This is a genomic window from Bacillus sp. NH11B, assembly GCF_001884205.1.
Classification (GTDB): Bacteria; Bacillota; Bacilli; order Bacillales; family Bacillaceae_G; genus Bacillus_A; species Bacillus_A proteolyticus.
This window is the reverse complement of the sequence record NZ_MAOG01000141.1, coordinates 138,920-159,118: the sequence shown is the minus strand read 5'-3', so window position 1 is coordinate 159,118 and position 20,199 is coordinate 138,920. Positions and strand designations below refer to the sequence as shown.

The following is a 20,199-nucleotide window of genomic DNA, read 5'->3' as shown; positions in this document are numbered from 1 at the left end:
AACAGGATCTAAACGAAGAATTACTAAATTAAAACACATGAGTAAATTGCAACGTTAAAATTAAAATGCCTAATCCCCATACGTAATACGCGAATACTTTTAAGGAGTGACGTTTTAAATATTGAATCATCCATGAAACAGCTATGTAACCAAAAAACGCTGCTGATAACGTTCCGACAATTAAAGATGTACTAGAAATAGATTCTGCTTTCCCTTGAAAAACATCTATAAATTGCAAAATGGTAGCTCCAACAATGGCTGGTGTCGACAGTAAAAAAGAAAAGTAAGCAGCTGTTTCACGGTCTAATTTTCTCCATAATGCAGCGACGATTGTCATACCAGAACGGGAAATTGCCGGAAAAATAGCAGCCGCTTGAAATGAACCGATGATAAATGCATCTTTATATGTAATGTCATCCATTTTTTTACGACCATTTTTTTGTTTATCGGCCATGTAGAGAAAGAAACCTGTCACTAAAAACTCCCATCCAATCGTAATACCTGTTTTTGAAATATCTTCAAAGAAGTCTTTAAATAACAATCCAATTACAACTGCAGGTATCGTCCCAACAATAAGCAATAACATTAGTTTTGAAAATGGATTTTTAATTAAGTATATAAATTCTTTTTTGTAATAAATAAACACTGCAAGCAAAGTTCCGATATGCAGCATCGTATCTAAAAATAAACCTGCTTCATCTAATTGAAACAAATGCCTTCCTAAATAAAGATGTCCTGTACTACTAATCGGCAAAAACTCTGTTAAACCTTGTATTATTCCTAATATAAAAGCTTCTAACCAATTCATTATGGTCCCCTTTCTCGTTTGCTTGTACCAATATATGAAGGTTCAATTTTCGATATGAAAAAAACTATTTTTCTCTATGAATTTACTTTTATTTTATGGATATATATGTAAAAATAGTGAGGAGGGTTACTATGTGGCAACATACGAAATTCGGCAATGTATTACTGTGGGCAGGACCTATCCTTGTATTTATAGGGTTATGTATGACAAATGTTATTTCAGATATTCCTTTTTTTGAAGGAAAACATAAAACGCTTGGAATTATAATTTTATTTATAGGGCTTTTCTGTTTAATTGCTGCTAATCATTTTAAAAAAGGAGAAAGAAATGAAGAATGAAACAAAAAAAAACAATCCCAGTATATGTGCTAGGATTGTTTTTTTGTTACTTATTTATAGAACACTTTATCAACGTTATATTTTGCTTTATATTCATTAATAATGTAAGTTTCGTAAATTTCTCTTTCTGTTGGATCTTCTACGATACATGCATCGATACGATATACTTCATCACGATGATTTTTGATTGGTGAAACATTGTCTTCAAAATGCTTTTTAATACGTTGTCTAATTTTACGAGCTTTACCTACGAAAAGAAGTTCGTCATTAATATTGTAAAACATAAAAATGCCGCCTTTATCTCTAGGGAACAAGTGGAAATCGATAAAACCGTTAATTGGAGTAATTAATGGCTCGTCTCCTTTAATAACTTGTTTACGTTCAGTAATTGAAACATCAGCTTCAGGAATATTAATTTTAATCAAGTTCATTCACGTCCTCTTTTATTATAAAGATAAATAATAGCATAAGTATGTAAGAAAAGCTATGTTAAGAGAGATATTTCATTTTATAATTCAAATATTATAGGGATATCATGTAAACTTTTTTTCCAAATCATATGATCGTTTGATTCGCCCCAATAATCCTTCAGCACATAACTAGGTTTTCCAAACTTTTTTGTCCATATACTTTGTGCTTTTTTGTATCCACTATCTAAACAGCATTCGGTTATTCCTCTGCTAAGCAATGTAAGATACATTGTATTTAGAAGTAAACTCCCTATACCTTTTCTTTGGTACTCCGGAAGTATAAATACAGTTCCTATTTCATACAAATCCTTAAGTACACCGTCTGTACAACTATTAATCAATGTACTTGCTGGACCGACTTCAATTGTTCCAATAATTTTATCGTTATTTGTATCTATTGCTAATAAGTTATTTGTATCTATTGCTAATAAAAAGTAACGATTTTCTCCATTACTATCAAAATCATCTTTCAAATATTGCTTTTTCGAGTTAATTTCATTTTCTATGTCATCTAATAGATGTGATAACCCTTCGTTTTTAAATGTATTAGTAATAACAAGACGAAAAAACAAATGTAGTTCATCTAAATCATTCGAATTCGGCCTTCTAATTTCAATGTTATACATGACTTAAATCTCCAATCTTTGAAAATATATGAGAAAGTGTATTTGTTCAAAAAGATTTTATGCAATTGTTAAGACCATACTTTATATACTCTATTCATCATTATTCTACACAACTCTGCATAGATCCAGCAGTATACAAAACTCAGTATAAATATTAATGTAATAGCTTTTATATCCATAATTGTATGAACAGTAGGACCAAGTACTGGAAAGCGGAATATATCGAGAACGATCATAATCCCTATAAGTAGACATAACGCTGAAAAGGAAACTATCAAAATCCTCCTCTTGAATTGTAAAAAGGATACTCCTAACGCTATACCTAATAATCCTGTAGTAAAGGGAAAGACAATTAGTTCACTCGGCTCAATAATAAATAATAGGAAAATAGTAAGAATATAAGAGAGTATCCCCTCACGAATAGAATAGCAAATAGCAAAAAATATCGGCAGTGTCGAGAATGGACTAATAAATAGACCTATACCAGGAATTAAGTTCCCTGCAGATTGAAAGATAGCAGCAAGTGACCCGAGTAATGCTGTAACGACTAACCTACTTGCAGGATTCATCCTTCTTTTATGAACTAAGTTCACATCATTTGATATCATCAATCGATACCAATATCTTCTAAAGCGATTCATCAAATTCCCCCTAAAGAGACCTAATCCATCACTTTCTATTTTTATTCATATACTTAATGGTTATGTTTCTGCTTGTTAGGAATCACTATACAATAGATGTTTATCCATAGAAGGTTTTTAAGAGGCGCTAAATCATGCGTTTGAAAAAATATAAATTCCATATATTTTTAGACTCAAAGTTTATATCGTATTAAGGAACAATTTCAAAAATAGTACCTTTGTTAAAATCCGTTACTTTCATTGAACCATAAACTCCTAAATATAACCTAGTTTGATCTAAGTTTGTTCCCAAACTCATATAATAAGCTGCTTGAGCACCAAAATCATAATTGGTTTCAATAACATGAAAATCATTACGTTTCCCGTCTGTAGCTGCTCTAGTAAAAGCTAACACTCCCTTTACTGGAGCTTGAGATTCTTCTTTCTTAGCAAGATCCGTAAACACGACACTACCAGCTAAATTTTGAATTGCAGTTCCCATATATGGCTGGACTCCTGTAAGTGAAGTTCCTCCAAACTTATCGGCCCTGGAATCTTTATGAAAATAACTAATTAGAGGCTGAATACGCCTCACTGACGTTTGAATTGTTTCATTATAATAAGCCATTGTTCTCTCATCCAAAGTAGGATTCTCAGAACAGTGCCTTATAAAAGAAGTAGGTAATTCTCCTTCCCATCCTCGCCAACCAAAATTAATAAATTCATCTTGATTGGGTGTAGATCTCATTAAATGCGTTTGAACAAGTTCGGTAACAGGTATGGGTTTATAATACACAAACGAAAAAATAGACTCTGTAATATCCTGCCCGACATTTCCGATGTATTTGATATATTGATTATAAAACCTTTGGAATGAAATACCTGTTATATTACGAACCCCTTTCGCAATTACCGTAAGTGTTTCTTGTATGGATAAAGGAAACTCATTAAAGAGCGTAACTACTGGAGGGTTATTTATAAATGTATTTTTACTTACATCGATTTCAATTATTTTACCCGCTATTTCTAAGTCATCCTGGCTTAGATTAAATGGATCATAACCCGATCCACCATCTCCATTTGTAAAAACAAGTTTTCCAGTCTCGGGTGAAAAGTTTAAACTATTAACACCGTTATGATTAAAAAATGGCCGTTTTATGTTAAGTAACGTTCTTCGTTTTTGAGGTTGACCGTTTGATTGTAAAATCCATTCTTCAATTGTATCAATATGATCATATTGAGTATCTCTATTTATCCACTTTAAGTTTAAAGTTTTCGGGTCACAAGGGTTCGGTTTAAATTGTTCTGCAAGTGCACCTGGTCCTTGAGTCCCAGCCATTGAATAATGAAGATAAAATAAGCCATTATGATTAAATTGCGGATGAAACGCTAGTCCTAGCAATCCGCGTTCATCATAACCGCTACTAGAAACACCTTCTTCAAACGTGCCTAATTTGATAATTCGCGGACGAATATTTAAAAATGTTTTTATTACACCGTCTCCTATATAAAAAATCTCTCCTAATTGGGTTGCAATAAATAGTCTTTCAGCCGATTCACCTGGAAGTATGGCTGTTTTTATTACAGTTGGTAAATTTATGTTATGAACGATGGGCCGTAAACTAACCTTAACTTTTGTCAACTTACTTTACACCCCTTTAATTGCGTTTTATTAAAAGAGTATGATTAGAACTGTTCGATTAGTATTCAATTAGGGACTAAGGACTAGGGACTTGGATACTAATTCTGACTGCGCTGCTTTTCCTGCTTCTCCATATAACTACGCATCCGTCGCATATATTCAGGTGCGTCCATTGGATTCCCTGCAATCATTTCAATTATACAGAGTCTTTTGGCGCTTTCCTTTTCAGCATGGATTATAGCCTGATCAAGCTCTCCATAGGTCCGGACCGTAACGGTAAACGCGTTACCTCCAAAAGCTTCGGCCAGTTTGGTGTAAGACCATCGAGGGATTTGGTTGTACTTTTGATCCTCTGTTTTGACATTTAAATATCTCTCAATCGTATAACCACCGTTGTTCAAGACAAAGATTATGGGCTTGCAGCCGTAATAGAGCATAGAACTGATTTCCTGTACTGTTAGCTGCAGGGCACCGTCACCTGTAAACACCAATACTCGGCGTTCCGGCGCGGCCATAATAGCACCAAACGCCGAAGGAATTGCGTAACCGATGGACTGCCATCCACCTTGTCCAATATATGTTACATTGTCCGGCAGTCTTACCTCTCCCATGCCATAATAAAACGTTCCTGTCTCGGCGATTACAATATCCCCATCTTTCAGCATGCGCTGAAAACGCGGATAATAGCCGTCCGCCATTAGAGGTCCGTCGGCAGTTGTTGTGAATTGCTCATAAGGGAGTGACAATTTTTTCGTCAAACCTTTGCCCGTATAACCTACCTTCTGAACGGCAAGTAGCATGTCGGCTGCAAGAACATTCGGATATTCCGCCTCAGCGATTTTAACTATATCTGGTTGAATATTGACAGTTATCAGCGGGTTCAGCTTTGCGGTAAAACTTGCGGTGTTTGTGTCCGCCCATACCATGCCAATCGCAATGATACAATCTGCATTCTCCACCGTACTTTGGACTTCAGCCCTCCCGAAAGAGCCTAGATACATTCCGATATAATTTGGATGGGTCTCATCGAATCCTCCCTTCCCGTACATCATCGTTACAACAGGCACATTCATTGTATCGGCCAGTTGCCGAGTTGCTGTCTGAAGGCCGAAACGCATAGTTTTCACATCCACCAAGATAACCGGTCGGTGAGCACGTTCCAAAAGCGGACGGACATGATTCACTGCAGCCTGAAGGGTATTAGGGTTGGATGTTGGGCGTGGTGGTATTGGCTCTGCCCAAATTTTAATCGGCTTGGTCACTAAATCATTAGCCACAACCAGGTATACCGGCTTTTTCTTTTCCTTAGCAATGCGAATCGCAGTCTGAATTTCAATCTTGGCATTTTCCGGCGTAAGCACCGCGGTATATGCCGTAATCTGCTCATACACTTTGCGAAAAACGTCAAAATTTCCATCCATTAAGGTGTGATGCATCAGTTGATGCTCTTTTTGATCCTTCTCAGGAGGCGCACCCACAATGTGTATTATTGGTACATGCTCGCTGTTGGCTCCCGCTATTGCATTGCAGGCGCTGAGCTCCCCGACCCCAAATGTCGTAATAAGAGCGGATATTCCTTTGATTCTTGCATAGCCATCTGCAGCGTAACCTGAGTTTAGTTCGTTTCGTCCTTCTATAAAACGGATGCCGTTATAACACTCCAAAGTATCAAGAAGTGTAAAATTATAGTCCCCTGCGACACCAAAAATTTCGGTAATGCCCTCGAGTTTCAGGCAATCGAACAAATACTGGCCAACCGTTTTTTGAGCAGGTCCCCTTTGTAAACCAAAGTTGCCCGTATTAATCATGTTGTCCATCGCTAGCTCACTCCTTATCTATTTCTTGGGCTTGTTCTGTTTTATAGTACCCTTTTTGATAATTCCCTTTAATTAAACAGGTTATCCGTTAGGCAACAATTAATGGGGAAGAAATGCTCCTTATCTTTGGAGAAAGTCATAAAACAAGAGAAGGAGAAGAACACTAAAACATTACGAGGCTACGGTGAAGATTTTTGTACAACCATAACAACTACATTCTTCGTATTTTATATATTATCAATAAAGAGTTCAGAAAACCCATAAATAAAAAAAACGAGTGCCGTGAAGAAACGCACTCATTGAAAGGAATTTACCAACCTCGACGATTATCGTGATCACAGTCAGGATCATGGTTTCCCTTTAAAATATTCCATTTATCATGCTCCTCACTCTGCTTTGCAAATGTCTAGATTACTTTTAAAAACTTTGTAACAGAACCTTAAAAATGATAAAAACCCACGAAGAAAATGCATTTTTTTCGTGGGTTTAGTTATTTAAATGGACTTTCAGCTAACTCAAGAAGCATCCGCACCTTCAAACTGACTATTATAAAGCGAAGCATAGAAACCATCAGCTTTTAATAACTCTTCATGATTACCTTGTTCTACAATATCCCCGTCTTTCATGACAAGGATTAAATCTGCATCACGTATTGTTGATAATCTATGGGCGATAATGAAGCTTGTTCTACCTTCCATAAGGTTTTCCATCGCTTTTTGAATCAGTACTTCTGTACGAGTGTCAATGGAGCTTGTTGCTTCATCGAGTATTAATATTTTCGGATCCGCGATAAGGGCACGTGCAATTGTGAGTAGTTGCTTTTGTCCTTGGGATACATTGCTTGCTTCTTCGTTTAGTTCCATTTGATATTTATTTGGTAATGTTTTTACGAAGTTGTGAACGTGAGCTGCTTTTGCTGCTTCAATTACTTCTGAGTCTGTAGCATCGAGTCTACCGTAACGTATATTTTCCATGATGGAGCCGTTAAATAGCCAAGTGTCTTGAAGTACCATACCAAACATGTTGCGCAAGTCTTCTCGCGTGAAGTCTTTTATATCGTGACCGTCGATACATATTGCACCGCTGTTTATATCATAGAAACGCATTAACAGTTTTACAATCGTTGTTTTACCAGCTCCGGTTGGTCCGACGATTGCTACTTTTTGTCCAGGTTTAATGTTAGATGAGAAATTATTGATGATGATCTTATCTGGATTGTATCCAAATTGAACATCTTGGAAGGTAACTTCTCCTTGAACTTTTTGCAACTTCACTGGATTTTCTGCTTCTGGCACTTCCTCTTCTTCTTCTAAAAATTCGAAGACTCTTTCTGCAGCAGCTGCAGTGGATTGAAGTACGTTCGCGATTTGCGCTACTTGAGCGATTGGTTGCGTAAAGCTTCTAACATATTGCACAAAGGCTAAAATGTCTCCAACTGCGATGGTTCTCTTTACCGCAAGCCATCCGCCTAAAATAGATACAGCGACGTAACCGATATTACCGATAAATGTCATAATCGGCATCATCATTCCAGATAAAAATTGAGATTTCCATGCGGAGTGGTAAAGGGTATCATTTACCTCTTCGAATTTTTTAACTTCTTCTTCTTCTTTGTTAAAGGCTTTCACGATATTGTGACCACTATAAATTTCTTCGACCTGACCGTTTACGTGTCCTAAATATTCTTGCTGGGATTTGAAGTATTTTTGTGATCGTTTTACGACTGCCATGATGAGAATCATCGATACTGGCAATATTAAAATCGCTACTAATGTCATTTGCCAGCTGATTGATAACATCATGATAAGTACACCGATGATTGTAATAACAGATGTGATGATTTGCGACATACTTTGGTTTAAAGTTTGGCTCACCGTATCTACGTCATTTGTAATTCTCGATAATACTTCGCCGTGCGTTGTTTTATCAAAGTATTTCAGCGGCATACGGTTAATTTTTTCATCGATTTCTTTTCTGAAGTTATAAGATACTTTTTGAGCTACTCCAGAAATAATGTACCCCTGGATAATACCAAACACAGTGCTCAGTATGTATAATCCAAGGAGTAAAATGACAATGTTTCCGATATAAGTAAAGTCAATGGCCGCACCGGGTGCTCCTGATACTTTGCTTACGAGTCCTTCGAAAAGTCTTGTTGTCGCATTGCCTAAAATTTTTGGACCAACGATTGTAAAGGCTGCACTACCGATTGCGAAAAGAATAACGACTAAGATTGATAATTTATAGGGCTTCAAGTATTGAAGGAGTTTATTCATCGTTCCTTTAAAGTTTTTTGCCTTCTCAATCTTTCTCATGCCGCCGCCCATAGGACCGCCACCGCCAGGACCGCTTTGTTTTCTATTTTCTATTTTTCTATCACTCATGATGACAACTCCTCTCTTGAAAGTTGTGATAAAGCAATTTGCTTATAAACTTCACAGTTTTCCATAAGCTCTTCATGAGTACCAGTTCCAACTATTTTTCCTTCGTCAAGTACAATGATCTTATCGGCATTCATGATTGTACTAATTCTTTGGGCAATAAGTAAAATAGTACTTCCTGTAATCTCATTATTTAAAGCTCTGCGCAATGCTGCGTCTGTCTTAAAGTCAAGAGCTGAGAAACTATCATCGAATATGAAGATTTCCGATTTTTTTGTAAGAGCACGCGCAATAGAAAGTCTTTGTTTTTGACCACCGGAAACGTTCGTACCACCTTGTGATATTTCTGTACGGAAGCTTTCAGGTTTCGCTTTAATAAACTCCATAGCTTGTGCAATTTCTGCCGCTTTTTCGAGTTCTTCTTCAGTTGCTTCTTTCTTACCGTATTTCAAATTACTCTCGATTGTACCTGAGAAGAGAACTCCTTTTTGCGGTACGTAACCAATTTTCTCTCTCAATTCCTTCTGCGATACTTCTCTAATATCCGTGCCATCTATTAATATTTGACCGCTTGTGACATCGTAAAAGCGTGGAATTAAGTTGATTAATGTTGATTTACCACTACCTGTACTTCCGATGAAAGCTGTCGTTTCACCAGGTTTTGCAGTAAAAGTGATATTGGAAAGCACATCTTCTTCTGCACCTGGGTATCTAAAGCTAACATTTTTAAATTCAACGTAACCTTTCTTGTCTGAAGCAAATGTTTTCGGCTCTTTTACATCACTAATGGTAATGTCAGTATCTAAAACTTCTGCGATACGTTGTGCGGAAACTGAAGCACGTGGAACCATAATAGATACCATTGAAATCATTAAGAATGCCATGATGATTTGCATTGTATATTGCATAAATGCCATCAAATCACCAACTTGCATATTTCCCATATCCACTTGGTGTGATCCAACCCAAATAATAAGTACAGTAACGGCATTCATGATAAACATCATCATTGGCATCATAAATGACATTAAACGGCTTACAAATAAGTTTGTTTTTGTTAAATCTTGATTTCCTTTTTCAAATTTCTTTTCTTCATGTTTTTGATTATTAAAAGCACGAATAACGAGCATACCTGTTAAGGATTCACGAGTGATTAAGTTAATTTTATCTACTAACTTTTGGATACGCTTAAACTTAGGAATCGCGACGCTAAATAAACCAATGACTAAGCTTAAAATTGCGATTACGGCAACTCCGATAATCCATCCCATTGAAACGTCTGTAGTAAGTACTTTAATAATGCCGCCTATACCTAAAATCGGTGCATAGAATACAATGCGAAGCATCATAACCATAAGTGTTTGAACTTGCTGGATATCATTTGTACTTCTTGTGATTAGAGATGCAGTGGAAAACTTATCAAACTCCGCATTCGAAAAGTTTGTAACTTTCCGAAATACTTTCTTTCTAAGGTCTCTGCCGAGTCCAGCAGCTACTTTTGCAGCAAGTAAACTCACGATAACGGTAGCTGCCATACTTACTAAGGATAAAAGCAGCATTTTCCCGCCGGAAGTAAAAATATAATTAGATTGAAGTTTATTAGTATTGATACCGATCTTCTTATACTCATTCTCAATGTATGGAACAGCTGACTGTGTTACCATGCTACCTGGCATATTCTTGAACTTCTCATTTGCCTTGTCTTTCATTGCATTGATTTGATCTTGAGGAAGTTTCGCAATGATTGCAAAAGGATCAGTATTTGGCGGAAGCTTCACTGGTGTTTTGTTGTCGCCTGTCGCAGCAGGAGGGAAAGCAGATGAGCCGCCTTTTTCAATTCCTTGTGTAATTAACATTGGTTTCCCAAAGATATCGTTAAGTTCGTTAATTATTTTTTTATCTTCTGTATGTAGCTTATAAAGTGGCTCTTTATCAAGCTGCGGATAATCTTTTAAATCATTTTTCAGTTCACTTTGAGAGAGGTTGTTCTTATCTAAAAGCGCATAGTTGTCAGCTACTTTTTTCTTTTCATTTTCATTCATAAAGAGCGTAAGTTTATCCATTTCACTTTTACGAATAACCTCAGGTACTGCATTTTCTACACCTTTTTGTTGAATCCCTACATTGACAATGTTAGACATATAGTCTGGCAGTGATAGATCGCATACTGCCTGTACAGTTAAAAGACATACAACTGCAATGATGGAAGCAACAAATGGTTTTAAATGTTTGATGATCTTTAACATTTAGTTCATCTCTCCATTTTCTTTGTCTAATTTTTTTAGTTTTTACTCCGCTTCTCTCCTTTATTCTTCGTATTCTCAGTAATTCATTCTAGCAGCTCTTTACGTATTTTCGACTACAGATTAATTTTATGACTATATGAAGATATGATGCAACTTTTAGGGTGTAGATGTTGTTTTATAGGACTTAAATCCCAAAATAGATATCTAACTAATCTTTTCTGGCGGAAAACCAGAATTTTGTAAACTACCTGAATTGATTGATGAATATCGGATTAATATGTTTCCTGTAGTCTTAGGCAGTGAACTACCTTTATTTAAAGAAATTACGGAAAAAATCAATCTTAAGCTTATAAAAAACAATACATTTAAAACCGGAGTGGTTGGTCTTATCCACCAACCGAAGGAAAATGCTTGACTGCTCGGCACTTCAACTATCGGGTGCTAATATTCAACAACGCGTACCGAAAATAATCAAACATATTTTATAAAAAGTGATTCTATAAAATATGTTTAGAGCCTGTTTTGATTACTCTTTTTTTCAAAAACGTTTTTTTATATTAGGTAAATTAGCAGTAGTAGTCTTACCTTTGATCAAACATGTTTATAAACCAACATAACGTACAGGAAATCGACTTTTCTCTTGTCGGAATTTACTTAGCATACAGTGGTCATATATTTTCAAGAATAACGGAAGAATATATAGAAAATGCTACATAAACGTGAAGTTTAATCAACTTAGGGGGGACAACCTTGTTCAATCAAATAGTAAAAGCTGTACCCAATTTATTTACGATTGGAAATTTATTGTGCGGTGTTTTTTCAATTACCATGAATATGAGTGACTATTTGGAAGTGGCTTCCATTTTTATTTTCTTTTCAGCTGTTTTAGATCTCCTTGATGGAAGAATTGCGAGAAAATTAAAAGTGAACAGTGAGTTTGGTGTACAATTGGATTCCTTAGCTGATATTGTTAGTTTCGGAGTTGCTCCTGCACTTTTATTTCATTCGATAGCAACACCATCTATTTTAACTTCTTTGGCGTTTATCCTTTTCCCAACGATGGGCGCTTTAAGATTAGCTAAATTTAGTGTAAAACCAACCATTGGATATTTTAAGGGATTACCTATTCCAGCTGCTGGATTACCATTAGCTGGAATGGGATTATTTTCATATAGCAATGCATGGATTACATTAATCCTTGCTCTCTTAATGGTAAGTCCAATTAGGTTTAAAAAACTTTAATTGTGATCCCGTCTATCACTTTAATTTCATTTATGAAACGGTTCGCTAATATCCATCAAGTTGAGGTTTTTGATGTTATTCATCATTTTACGGATTCAGCGATGGGACCGACTTTAAAGAGCTTACCTATTGTAATAGATTATGAAATTGGATACCCTCCAATTTATAAGGCTATTGTTTATATTTCTGATATGTATAAAAAGAAAGGATATTCGCCTCTATATTGAACGAATCAACCTTTCTTCTCTAATGACTCAAACGATAAAAATGTACTTCGTTGCTAAAAAAGACAAAAAATTTCCGTTTTGTGGGTTATCTATTTTCTTAGCTTAATAGTGATGTAGTGGTACCCCTTTGTTTAAAAGAACACCTACCGCCCAAATAACATAACAAAAAAGATTAGGAAATCACTCCTAATCTTTTTTGTTTATTACTATTCCAGTGCACCAGCAACATCATAATCATTTAAATCTAATTCAATTGGTTGTCCCAATGCAAGTTTAGCAAGTTCAGATCCTAAGTATGGCCCAGCAGTTAAACCCGAAGCACCTAATCCGTTTGCAACGAGAATACCTTCAAACTTAGGTAGTGGCCCAATAACAGGTAAGAACCCTGGTGTAAACGGTCTAAAGCCGACTCTTGTTTCAATCATTGTACCATCTTCTAAACCAGGCGCTACAGTTAATGCTTTATGGAATACTTCATGTAAACCACCTGCAGTTACACGGTGATCGAAACCAGTATCATTCTCATGCGTTGCACCAATTACGACATGGCCATTGTCAAACGTTAAAATATATTGATCGTTTGGCGGCATAACAACTGGCATATTTTCTGTTGCTGTATTTTCCATTTGCAGATGAACAATTTGCCCTTTTTGGAACGTAACTAAGAAATTAATTCCTAATGGGTTCAAGATTTCGTTTGCCCATGCGCCTGCAGTTACCATTACCTTTTCCGCTACAATTGTTTCGTCATTTACTTTAACTCCCGTAATATGATTCCCTTCACGGACTAATACTGCATCGCCTTTTATGAAAATTGCACCATGCTTTTTCGCAGCGCTTATTAATGCGTTGCGTAATAATCTTCCATTTACTCGTGCAGCGCCACTAATATGAACAGAACTATATTCTTCCGATAATGCAGGGAATAATTTTTTCGTTTCTTCAGCTGATAAGCGAGTGATTTCACCGATCTCCGGTGCATCTTCACGGCGTTTATACGCTCGCTCTTCCATTTGATCTAGTTTTTTCTCATCAGTATGTAAACTAATTGCGCCTACACGGTTGTAACCTGTATCCGTTTCACCGTCTTCTTCTAATTGCTGAATTAACGAAGAATAGTAACGTGCACCGCCTTTAACAATTTTATACCATGCTTTATTTCGACGTTGCGACAGCCACGGACAGACAATACCTGCTGCTGCGTCAGTTGCTTGACCTAAATCTTGACGATCTACAATAGTAACCTTCGCACCAGCCTTAGCAAGATGATAAGCAGTAGACGCTCCTAAAATTCCAGCTCCAACTACAATATACGATTTCATTTCAAACACCTTTTCTCTTTTGCTGATTATTTAAATATAAGAACATACTTAAGTATAATAGAAGGAATCCTTTTTTCAATGTACTCATCGCAATCAATTGTTTCATCATTGTGACTTTCCTAATTGTTATTTTTTCTTCTTACGGAATAATTCAATTGTTTTATAGCCTTGTGAAAGGATTTCAATCATTTTCTCAAGACGTTTTTCACGCGTTTTTTCTTGTTTCACAGAAAATAAATTACGTGCCCAATCTTTCTGATATCCAGGAGTTAAACTTTGATAAAACTTAAGTTCATTTAGATGATTAGCCAGTAATGCTTCAACATCTTGAATACGATCTGCATAATCGGCAACACATTGACTCGCTGCAGGTGTTTTCTTCGCTTTTTTCTTTTCGCGTTTTAAACCTACAACTGTAAAGACATCATCCATACTTACCATTCGCGCAAATTTAATTTCGCTTTCCCCCGCATATCCATCATCTCCAACGTTTAATGCCGGAAACATCTCATCACGGTGAATAAACGTACTGTAACGAGCGTTACCTTTTTTCGGATATGCGAAAAACACGTAGCCTTTTTCAATTAGTAATTCTTCATTACTAATAATAAAATTCGTTTGTTTCACCATTTCATCAAGTGTTTCAACAAAAATAAAAATAGCATCATGTTCTTTTGAAAATGAAGTTTCTTTACCTGTGAAAATGTCATAATCACTTGGTTCGTTAATTACGACCATATTTGTATACTTATTTAGTTTCAATTTATCAATTACTGACATTATAATCTTCCTTTACATCCAATATTCATTTTATATACTTCTTTATACTGTTCTAGTGTATTATATCTATTAAGAAAATTAAACTTTAAATAGTGTTATTCTGTTTCAAAAGAACAAAAATCTTTATTTGAAGGGGTGGTTTTATGCCGTATGTAATCCGAGATGAAGGACTGGTTTTACAGGGGGGATGATGGAAAAGAACCAGTTTTTAATTCATATGAAGAGGCTGCAAAAACATTAAAAACATTAACTATACCACAGTTTCCAAAACACATTAGAAGAAAACCTTTTAAACCAAAAATTATACAAATAGCCGATTCTGAATAAGAACCGGCTATTTGTATATTCACAACTCAATAGCAAATACAGTATATAAAAGCTCTCTATATTGATCTTCTGTAATTTCACGTTTCGTTTTTTCCCCATGAATCATTTCAGTTAAACTAGTATTCGTTAAAGAGACATGGCCATAGTCCGTCAATTTCACTACAATTGGTCCCTTATTGAAAATAGATTTCTCATCTTCTATTACTCTACTTTGAACATCATTGACTACTATCTCATCAATGATACGATTATAAAAAGCATGACAAACTTTCCACTCTCCGTTAGTATCTTTTCTTTCTAAAACGAAATTTCCTTTACTCGTATCTTTTCGTCTCACTCGATACGTTCCATTTTTAGAGGTAACAGACTCGTCAGTAAAAGGTACAGGGACTAGAGGTACTAATGAAGCAATACCTACATCAATTAAGTATCGTACGTTATCATAATTTAAAATAATCGTTATATGCCCATCCTCAAGTGCCCATGCGTTTATTTCATTTTTATATACGGTACCTAGTGCAAGTTGTACATCAAAACCACAATCTTTTAAAAAGTAGTAAAAAAGAGTATTTAATTCATAACAAAGTCCGCCGCGGGATCTACTTAAAATTTTCTCCTGTAAATTTTCTATAGTAATTGTATTCGCATTACGTGCTATAACATCTAAATTCTCAAATGGTATAGTGTGTGCAAATGCAAAGAGAATTGTATTTAATTCTTCAAACTTCACTTCAGTAAGGTTTGCAAGATTCAATCTTGTAAAAAGCTTATGTTGTAGACTTGTCATAGTCAGCACCCCTTAAAATGTATAAGTTAAAATAGTATATGCTGATTGTAATTTTGATGGGGTACTGAAACAATGTACATTTCGTTTAACTGTACCGGTACAAAAAGTCTAACCAACAAGATTACTTAAGATAAGAAGCTACGAATACAAATTTAATAGTTTGTCTATGGGTATATTATGATCGCTTAAATCAACAAAATACTGAAGTTGCCACATTTGGCTCTTTTTAGCTTGGTTGCTAACAGGGGTATCCCAGATCGGATAAATCCTCATAGCCATCTTGCCTTTTTGATTTTGTGTTCTCAAAATTTTTTCCTTAAGAAGAATCTCTTTAGGGAAAATAAATTGTCCTAGTTTATTATCATCTATACAAGTAATAACTAATAAATCAGGAGCAGCATCATAAGAAAACGCTTGATTTTGCATATTGTCATCTTTCTCCCAAAAAGAAACAAATTGACCAATTTTATTAGGAGTAATTTTTGACTTTCTAAAACGAATGGTTTTGTTATTTAAGTGAAATAAACATCCTGCATATTCTGCGTTTTGCTTTTCTTCTTTTAGATTCGTAATTATTAAATTGTTAGGTTTGTAAACTATATTGTTTAAATTTCGGATCGTATCATTAAAATTGTTCAAGAAAACTCCCCCTTTATTCATTTCTTAGTTTACCACAAACATCAGTTCCTATATGCTGTAAATAATAAGCAATGTGAAAAAGAGGGAGATTTTACTGGGGTATTATTATTGCTTTAATGTACTTAGTTTTTCAATTGCTTGTTGTTCAGTTGCTAAGTAAAAAATATCTTTACCTTTATTACATTCATAAATAAAATCCTTTAAGCTTTTACTAGTATACATAGAAAAATCCCCAATGATAGCAATCTTTACCTTGTAGTTTATAAACTTTTGAAGGATATCGCCCGCAAGACGTGTTTTTAGATCAAAGAAATCTTCACTTATTAAAGATTTATGGATAATAATATGTTTCGCATCTACCTCATATTGAACTGTTGCCAAAAGATCCAACGCAGTTTGAACATCAGATATTACTACTGTATCATTTCTAACAAGAGCAATCTTTATTCCGCCAATTACGACTTTCTTTATTTCCATAGTCTCACTCCTCTATAATTTATAAAGTATATATTAAACATGCTGTCTAGATCTTCATTAACACACATAAATGATTTGCCCCTGGCTCTATATCATCGTAAATAAATATTGTTTTAAAACTTCTCATACGGTCAATGAAATTAAGGGTAATCTATCTTTTTACTATTTTTGAAAATTTATCTCCCCACAATAACTTAATAAATTATCAAAAGAAGTAATCTCGGCATATGGTTTTATGTCGGTATTATTCTTAAACATATTAGGATTGAACCATATGCCCTTTATATTTGCATTTTGACAACCAGCAATATCCTTTTCTAAGTCATCTCCAACAAATAATACATCTTCTGGTTGCATATTTAGCTTATTTAATGCTAGTTCGAATATACGTTTATCAGGTTTACTAAATCCCACTTCTTCAGAGATAATGATAGTATCAAAGTAATTGTTTAAATTTGTGTTAATTATTTTAGCCGTTTGCCTTTGAGTTGAGCCATTTGTAATAATACCAACCTTAATATGCATCTTGATACTATTTAAGAAATTAATAGTATTTTGGTTTATAGAAAAACATTTAGGGAAATTATTATTCCAAAAATCTTGAATGTAATTGCGTGGCAATCTATACTTCGGCGGGAATTCATCAAACAATGATTCCAAAACTATCGTTTTATTACTTATGCCGTATTCCCCTTTATCGTATTCTTTGAATTTCTGTAACATATTGTTTTTGACTGTATCACTAACATCCTCATAACACTTTTCTAAAACTAATAAAAACAAGTCATCTACTGCCTTTTCCCTATCAAGTAACGTATCATCTAAATCAAACAGCATCGCTTTATAACTCATCAAATAATTTCACAACCTTTCTCACATGATTTAAATAATCCCTAGTTCGCACCTTAGGCCTTTACTAAATTAGCAAAAAAACTCCAAAGTTTGTGGCGTACGCTCTAGAATTTCGCTGGCTTCTTTTATATTTAAATTCATCTCCCTTTTCCCTTCTAGTAAAGTATCGAAAGTATATTTTCAAACAGTTTAAAAAACTACACACATTTTACATTATTATACATTAGTTTTTCGTAAATATTAATCGTTCAGCTTTTTATATGATAAGTTTTTTCAAGCACACAAATATTTCTCCATAAAAAAGGAATATGGGTAATAATACTTTTTTACGGAGAATACACAATCTTGAAAATGGAGTTAATACGTTAAACGTCCTATGAAGTTTCCTACTGTATCTCCACATAAACTACAGATAGTACGGCTATAATGACTACCAGAGGTGATATTATGAAAAACTATCATATCCTCGTGGTTGAGGACGATCAAGAAATTCAGGAATTAATTAAACAATTTTTAATGACACAACAGTATACAGTGGTAGTTACTTCAGATGGACTAGAGGGTATGACACAATTTAATAAGCAATCCTTTGATTTAGTTCTTCTAGATGTAATGATGCCCAATCTTAATGGATTTGAAGTTTCCAAGATGATTCGAGGCCAGTCAAATGTACCAATTATTATGCTAACTGCATTGGAAGAAGAGGAAGATCAAATGAAAGGGTTCGATCTTGGAATCGATGATTATATAACAAAACCCTTTTCGTTTCATGTTTTGATTAGACGAGTCGAAGCTGTACTTAGAAGAAGTTATGATAAAAATGTAAATAATCATTTGGTATTTAAAGAAGTGCGTATCGATGTTGATGCATATAGAGTATATGTAAATGACGTTGAAATTTTATTAACGACAAAAGAGTTCGAAATTCTACAACTACTATTTCAAAATGAGAGAAAAGTACTCACAAGAGAAAATATCGTAGAAAAAGTTTGGGGGTACGATTATTTTGGAGAAACACGAATAATTGATACACATATTAAAAACCTACGTAAAAAGTTAGCTATTCCTTATATTAAAACAATAAAGGGTATTGGTTATAAAATTGATGAATAGTATTGTGAAAATCATGAAGATGAAGCAAATTACTTATAAACTCTTTATGACTACCTCTCTCATTTTGTTATCCTTTGCAGTATTGATTTATTTAACTTTATACTTCTTTCTCCCTACGTTTTATGAGCAATACAAAACAGATCAACTTCAAACAGGGATAAAAGAAATCATTGATAAGTCTAAAGATCTTACGTTTCAAGATGCGATACCACTTTTTGATGAATATGCCAAAAAAAATAATGCGATGCTTTATCTTCAAAATAATGAGGGAATAATTAAATACTCTCCTTCATTTTCTTTTACTCAAAATGGTTCGCAAACAACAGTAGTTACTAGAGCGACACGGTTCGATAATGCAGGTACCCTTAGCAATTCATATAACGTTACGCAACCAATTCAATTCCAAGATGGTAGTTTAACGCTTATAGTCTTTGCTACATTTCAACCAATTGATGAAGCTTCACAGGTTTTAGTACGCTTTCTCCCCTATATTAGTATCATTGTACTCGTAATTGGTGTAGGGAGTGCTTATTTCTATTCCAGGTTTATTACAAAACCACTTATTTATATTAATGAGGGTGCACAAAAGATGGCAAATTTAGATTTCTCCGAAAAAATTGAGGTTCGCTCTACAGATGAGTTAGGAGAATTATCTAATAGTTTGAATGACATGTCTATTAACTTACAACAAGCTATGTTTGATTTAAAAAAAGCAAATCAACAATTAAAAAATGATATTGAAAAAGAACGAGAAATAGAAACAAAACGCAGAGAGTTTTTTGCGATTGTAGCACATGAATTAAAGACCCCTCTTACTGTAATGAAAGGATACTTAGAAGGGATGATATATAATATTGGCCCTTATCAAAATCGTGATCAATATTTAAAGAAAAATCATCAAATTATTGAAAGTATGGAACAATTAGTTCGTGAAATTTTAAGCATGTCGAAATTAGAACAACACACCTTTAAACTAAAAGTAGAAGAAGTTAATCTTTCGAAGTTAATAGATACAATCACAAAAGATCTCGAATTTTTTGCTTCTCAAAAAAGCATCCAAATAATAAAAGAAATTGATTCTGATCTTTCTGTTTATACAGATCGTGTTCTTTTTGAAAAAGCATGTAAAAATATTATCCATAATGCGGTTATGTATTCACCACATAATGAAAAAGTCTATATAAAGTTAAGTGAGGATTCTAAACAAGGTCAAATCAAAATACAAATTATGAATACAGGTGTCAATATTAAAGAAGAGGATATACAACAAATTTTCAAACCATTTTATCGAATTGAAAAATCAAGGAATCGAAATACTGGAGGAAGTGGTTTGGGGCTATATATTGTTAAACAAATTCTTGAAACGTTAGATATAAAGTATTCTATAAAGAATATGGAACGCAGTGTACAATTTAGCATGAACATTCCATTATCTAAACAAAAAACAAACAAACTCCCCTCTTAGTAGGACGAGTTTGTTTGTTT

18 protein-coding genes and 1 pseudogene are annotated in these 20,199 nt (G+C 34.5%); 5 read left to right on the top strand and 14 right to left on the bottom strand.

Features of this window, described 5'->3' with window-relative positions; genetic code table 11:
• Positions 1–28: 28 nt before the first annotated feature.
• The gene (locus BAU27_RS27230) at positions 29–808 is read right to left on the bottom strand and encodes an undecaprenyl-diphosphate phosphatase (RefSeq protein ID WP_071772603.1); all 780 of its coding nucleotides are present in this window, start codon (positions 806–808) and stop codon (positions 29–31) included.
• A gap of 131 nt (positions 809–939) precedes the next feature.
• On the opposite strand from BAU27_RS27230, the gene BAU27_RS27225 reads away from it, so the two are divergent.
• The gene (locus BAU27_RS27225) at positions 940–1,146 is read left to right on the top strand and encodes a hypothetical protein (RefSeq protein WP_002136543.1); all 207 of its coding nucleotides are present in this window, start codon (positions 940–942) and stop codon (positions 1,144–1,146) included.
• A gap of 50 nt (positions 1,147–1,196) precedes the next feature.
• Here the strand turns inward: BAU27_RS27225 and BAU27_RS27220 are convergent, their stop codons facing one another.
• From BAU27_RS27220 to BAU27_RS27190, 7 genes are all read right to left on the bottom strand, one after another.
• Positions 1,197–1,577, bottom strand: coding sequence for a nucleotide excision repair endonuclease (locus BAU27_RS27220; RefSeq protein WP_002147616.1), 381 nt, complete (start codon positions 1,575–1,577; stop codon positions 1,197–1,199).
• 77 nt (positions 1,578–1,654) lie between these two features.
• A complete protein-coding gene (locus BAU27_RS27215) occupies positions 1,655–2,242 on the bottom strand; it encodes a GNAT family N-acetyltransferase (protein WP_071772602.1) in 588 nt (195 codons plus the stop codon).
• A gap of 68 nt (positions 2,243–2,310) precedes the next feature.
• Positions 2,311–2,883 (bottom strand): YybS family protein, encoded by a 573-nt coding sequence (locus BAU27_RS27210; protein ID WP_071772601.1) that lies wholly within the window; start codon positions 2,881–2,883, stop codon positions 2,311–2,313.
• A 190-nt stretch (positions 2,884–3,073) separates the two neighbouring features.
• Positions 3,074–4,504, bottom strand: coding sequence for a PQQ-dependent sugar dehydrogenase (locus BAU27_RS27205; RefSeq protein ID WP_071772600.1), 1,431 nt, complete (start codon positions 4,502–4,504; stop codon positions 3,074–3,076).
• Between the two features lie 98 nt (positions 4,505–4,602).
• Positions 4,603–6,321 carry an alpha-keto acid decarboxylase family protein gene (locus tag BAU27_RS27200; protein WP_071772599.1) on the bottom strand — a complete coding sequence of 573 codons (1,719 nt, stop codon included), beginning with the start codon at positions 6,319–6,321 and terminating at the stop codon, positions 4,603–4,605.
• Positions 6,322–6,836: 515 nt separating this feature from the next.
• Positions 6,837–8,705: an ABC transporter ATP-binding protein gene (locus BAU27_RS27195; RefSeq protein ID WP_071772598.1), complete on the bottom strand. Its 1,869-nt coding sequence runs from the start codon at positions 8,703–8,705 to the stop codon at positions 6,837–6,839.
• On the bottom strand, positions 8,702–10,948 hold the full coding sequence (locus tag BAU27_RS27190; RefSeq protein ID WP_071772597.1) for an ABC transporter ATP-binding protein: 2,247 nt from the start codon (positions 10,946–10,948) through the stop codon (positions 8,702–8,704). Before BAU27_RS27190 ends, BAU27_RS27195 begins: the two co-directional genes overlap by 4 nt.
• Positions 10,949–11,698: 750 nt before the next feature.
• On the opposite strand from BAU27_RS27190, the gene pssA reads away from it, so the two are divergent.
• Positions 11,699–12,190 (top strand): CDP-diacylglycerol--serine O-phosphatidyltransferase, encoded by a 492-nt coding sequence (pssA, locus tag BAU27_RS27185; RefSeq protein WP_002085344.1) that lies wholly within the window; start codon positions 11,699–11,701, stop codon positions 12,188–12,190.
• Between the two features lie 433 nt (positions 12,191–12,623).
• On the opposite strand, the gene BAU27_RS27175 is transcribed toward pssA, so the two are convergent.
• On the bottom strand, positions 12,624–13,739 hold the full coding sequence (locus BAU27_RS27175) for an NAD(P)/FAD-dependent oxidoreductase (RefSeq protein ID WP_071772595.1): 1,116 nt from the start codon (positions 13,737–13,739) through the stop codon (positions 12,624–12,626).
• 126 nt (positions 13,740–13,865) lie between these two features.
• Entirely contained in the window at positions 13,866–14,519 is a 654-nt protein-coding gene (locus tag BAU27_RS27170; protein ID WP_071772594.1) for a YdeI/OmpD-associated family protein, read from the bottom strand.
• A 143-nt stretch (positions 14,520–14,662) separates the two neighbouring features.
• On the opposite strand from BAU27_RS27170, the pseudogene BAU27_RS27165 reads away from it, so the two are divergent.
• A pseudogene (locus tag BAU27_RS27165) lies at positions 14,663–14,846 on the top strand (hypothetical protein).
• A 19-nt stretch (positions 14,847–14,865) separates the two neighbouring features.
• Here BAU27_RS27165 and BAU27_RS27160 read toward each other — a convergent pair.
• The 4 genes from BAU27_RS27160 to BAU27_RS27145 all read right to left on the bottom strand — a co-directional run bounded on the left by BAU27_RS27160 (position 14,866) and on the right by BAU27_RS27145 (position 17,586).
• The gene (locus BAU27_RS27160) at positions 14,866–15,633 is read right to left on the bottom strand and encodes an arylamine N-acetyltransferase family protein (RefSeq protein WP_071772593.1); all 768 of its coding nucleotides are present in this window, start codon (positions 15,631–15,633) and stop codon (positions 14,866–14,868) included.
• Between the two features lie 138 nt (positions 15,634–15,771).
• The gene (locus tag BAU27_RS27155) at positions 15,772–16,293 is read right to left on the bottom strand and encodes a MepB family protein (protein WP_083596194.1); all 522 of its coding nucleotides are present in this window, start codon (positions 16,291–16,293) and stop codon (positions 15,772–15,774) included.
• A gap of 84 nt (positions 16,294–16,377) precedes the next feature.
• Positions 16,378–16,749, bottom strand: coding sequence for a DUF4180 domain-containing protein (locus BAU27_RS27150; RefSeq protein WP_071746021.1), 372 nt, complete (start codon positions 16,747–16,749; stop codon positions 16,378–16,380).
• Between the two features lie 162 nt (positions 16,750–16,911).
• Positions 16,912–17,586: an HAD family hydrolase gene (locus tag BAU27_RS27145; RefSeq protein WP_071746273.1), complete on the bottom strand. Its 675-nt coding sequence runs from the start codon at positions 17,584–17,586 to the stop codon at positions 16,912–16,914.
• Between the two features lie 462 nt (positions 17,587–18,048).
• Between BAU27_RS27145 and BAU27_RS27140 the strand changes: the two genes are divergently transcribed.
• Positions 18,049–18,714 carry a response regulator transcription factor gene (locus BAU27_RS27140; protein WP_071772591.1) on the top strand — a complete coding sequence of 222 codons (666 nt, stop codon included), beginning with the start codon at positions 18,049–18,051 and terminating at the stop codon, positions 18,712–18,714.
• Positions 18,707–20,179 (top strand): sensor histidine kinase, encoded by a 1,473-nt coding sequence (locus BAU27_RS27135; protein WP_071772590.1) that lies wholly within the window; start codon positions 18,707–18,709, stop codon positions 20,177–20,179. Before BAU27_RS27140 ends, BAU27_RS27135 begins: the two co-directional genes overlap by 8 nt.
• Positions 20,180–20,199: the final 20 nt, after the last annotated feature.

Excerpts from the sequence above, each read along its gene's own strand:
- BAU27_RS27160 (WP_071772593.1), bottom strand. The coding sequence starts at position 15,633 with ATGACAAGTCTACAACATAAGCTTTTTACAAGATTGAATCTTGCAAAC.
- BAU27_RS27190 (WP_071772597.1), bottom strand. The coding sequence starts at position 10,948 with ATGTTAAAGATCATCAAACATTTAAAACCATTTGTTGCTTCCATCATT.
- BAU27_RS27140 (WP_071772591.1), top strand. The coding sequence starts at position 18,049 with ATGAAAAACTATCATATCCTCGTGGTTGAGGACGATCAAGAAATTCAG.
- BAU27_RS27230 (WP_071772603.1), bottom strand. The coding sequence starts at position 808 with ATGAATTGGTTAGAAGCTTTTATATTAGGAATAATACAAGGTTTAACA.
- BAU27_RS27145 (WP_071746273.1), bottom strand. The coding sequence starts at position 17,586 with ATGCTGTTTGATTTAGATGATACGTTACTTGATAGGGAAAAGGCAGTA.
- BAU27_RS27225 (WP_002136543.1), top strand. The coding sequence starts at position 940 with ATGTGGCAACATACGAAATTCGGCAATGTATTACTGTGGGCAGGACCT.
- BAU27_RS27215 (WP_071772602.1), bottom strand. The coding sequence starts at position 2,242 with ATGTATAACATTGAAATTAGAAGGCCGAATTCGAATGATTTAGATGAA.
- BAU27_RS27220 (WP_002147616.1), bottom strand. The coding sequence starts at position 1,577 with ATGAACTTGATTAAAATTAATATTCCTGAAGCTGATGTTTCAATTACT.
- BAU27_RS27150 (WP_071746021.1), bottom strand. The coding sequence starts at position 16,749 with ATGGAAATAAAGAAAGTCGTAATTGGCGGAATAAAGATTGCTCTTGTT.
- BAU27_RS27135 (WP_071772590.1), top strand. The coding sequence starts at position 18,707 with ATGAATAGTATTGTGAAAATCATGAAGATGAAGCAAATTACTTATAAA.
- BAU27_RS27175 (WP_071772595.1), bottom strand. The coding sequence starts at position 13,739 with ATGAAATCGTATATTGTAGTTGGAGCTGGAATTTTAGGAGCGTCTACT.
- BAU27_RS27155 (WP_083596194.1), bottom strand. The coding sequence starts at position 16,293 with ATGAATAAAGGGGGAGTTTTCTTGAACAATTTTAATGATACGATCCGA.
- BAU27_RS27195 (WP_071772598.1), bottom strand. The coding sequence starts at position 8,705 with ATGAGTGATAGAAAAATAGAAAATAGAAAACAAAGCGGTCCTGGCGGT.
- BAU27_RS27200 (WP_071772599.1), bottom strand. The coding sequence starts at position 6,321 with ATGGACAACATGATTAATACGGGCAACTTTGGTTTACAAAGGGGACCT.
- BAU27_RS27210 (WP_071772601.1), bottom strand. The coding sequence starts at position 2,883 with ATGAATCGCTTTAGAAGATATTGGTATCGATTGATGATATCAAATGAT.
- BAU27_RS27170 (WP_071772594.1), bottom strand. The coding sequence starts at position 14,519 with ATGTCAGTAATTGATAAATTGAAACTAAATAAGTATACAAATATGGTC.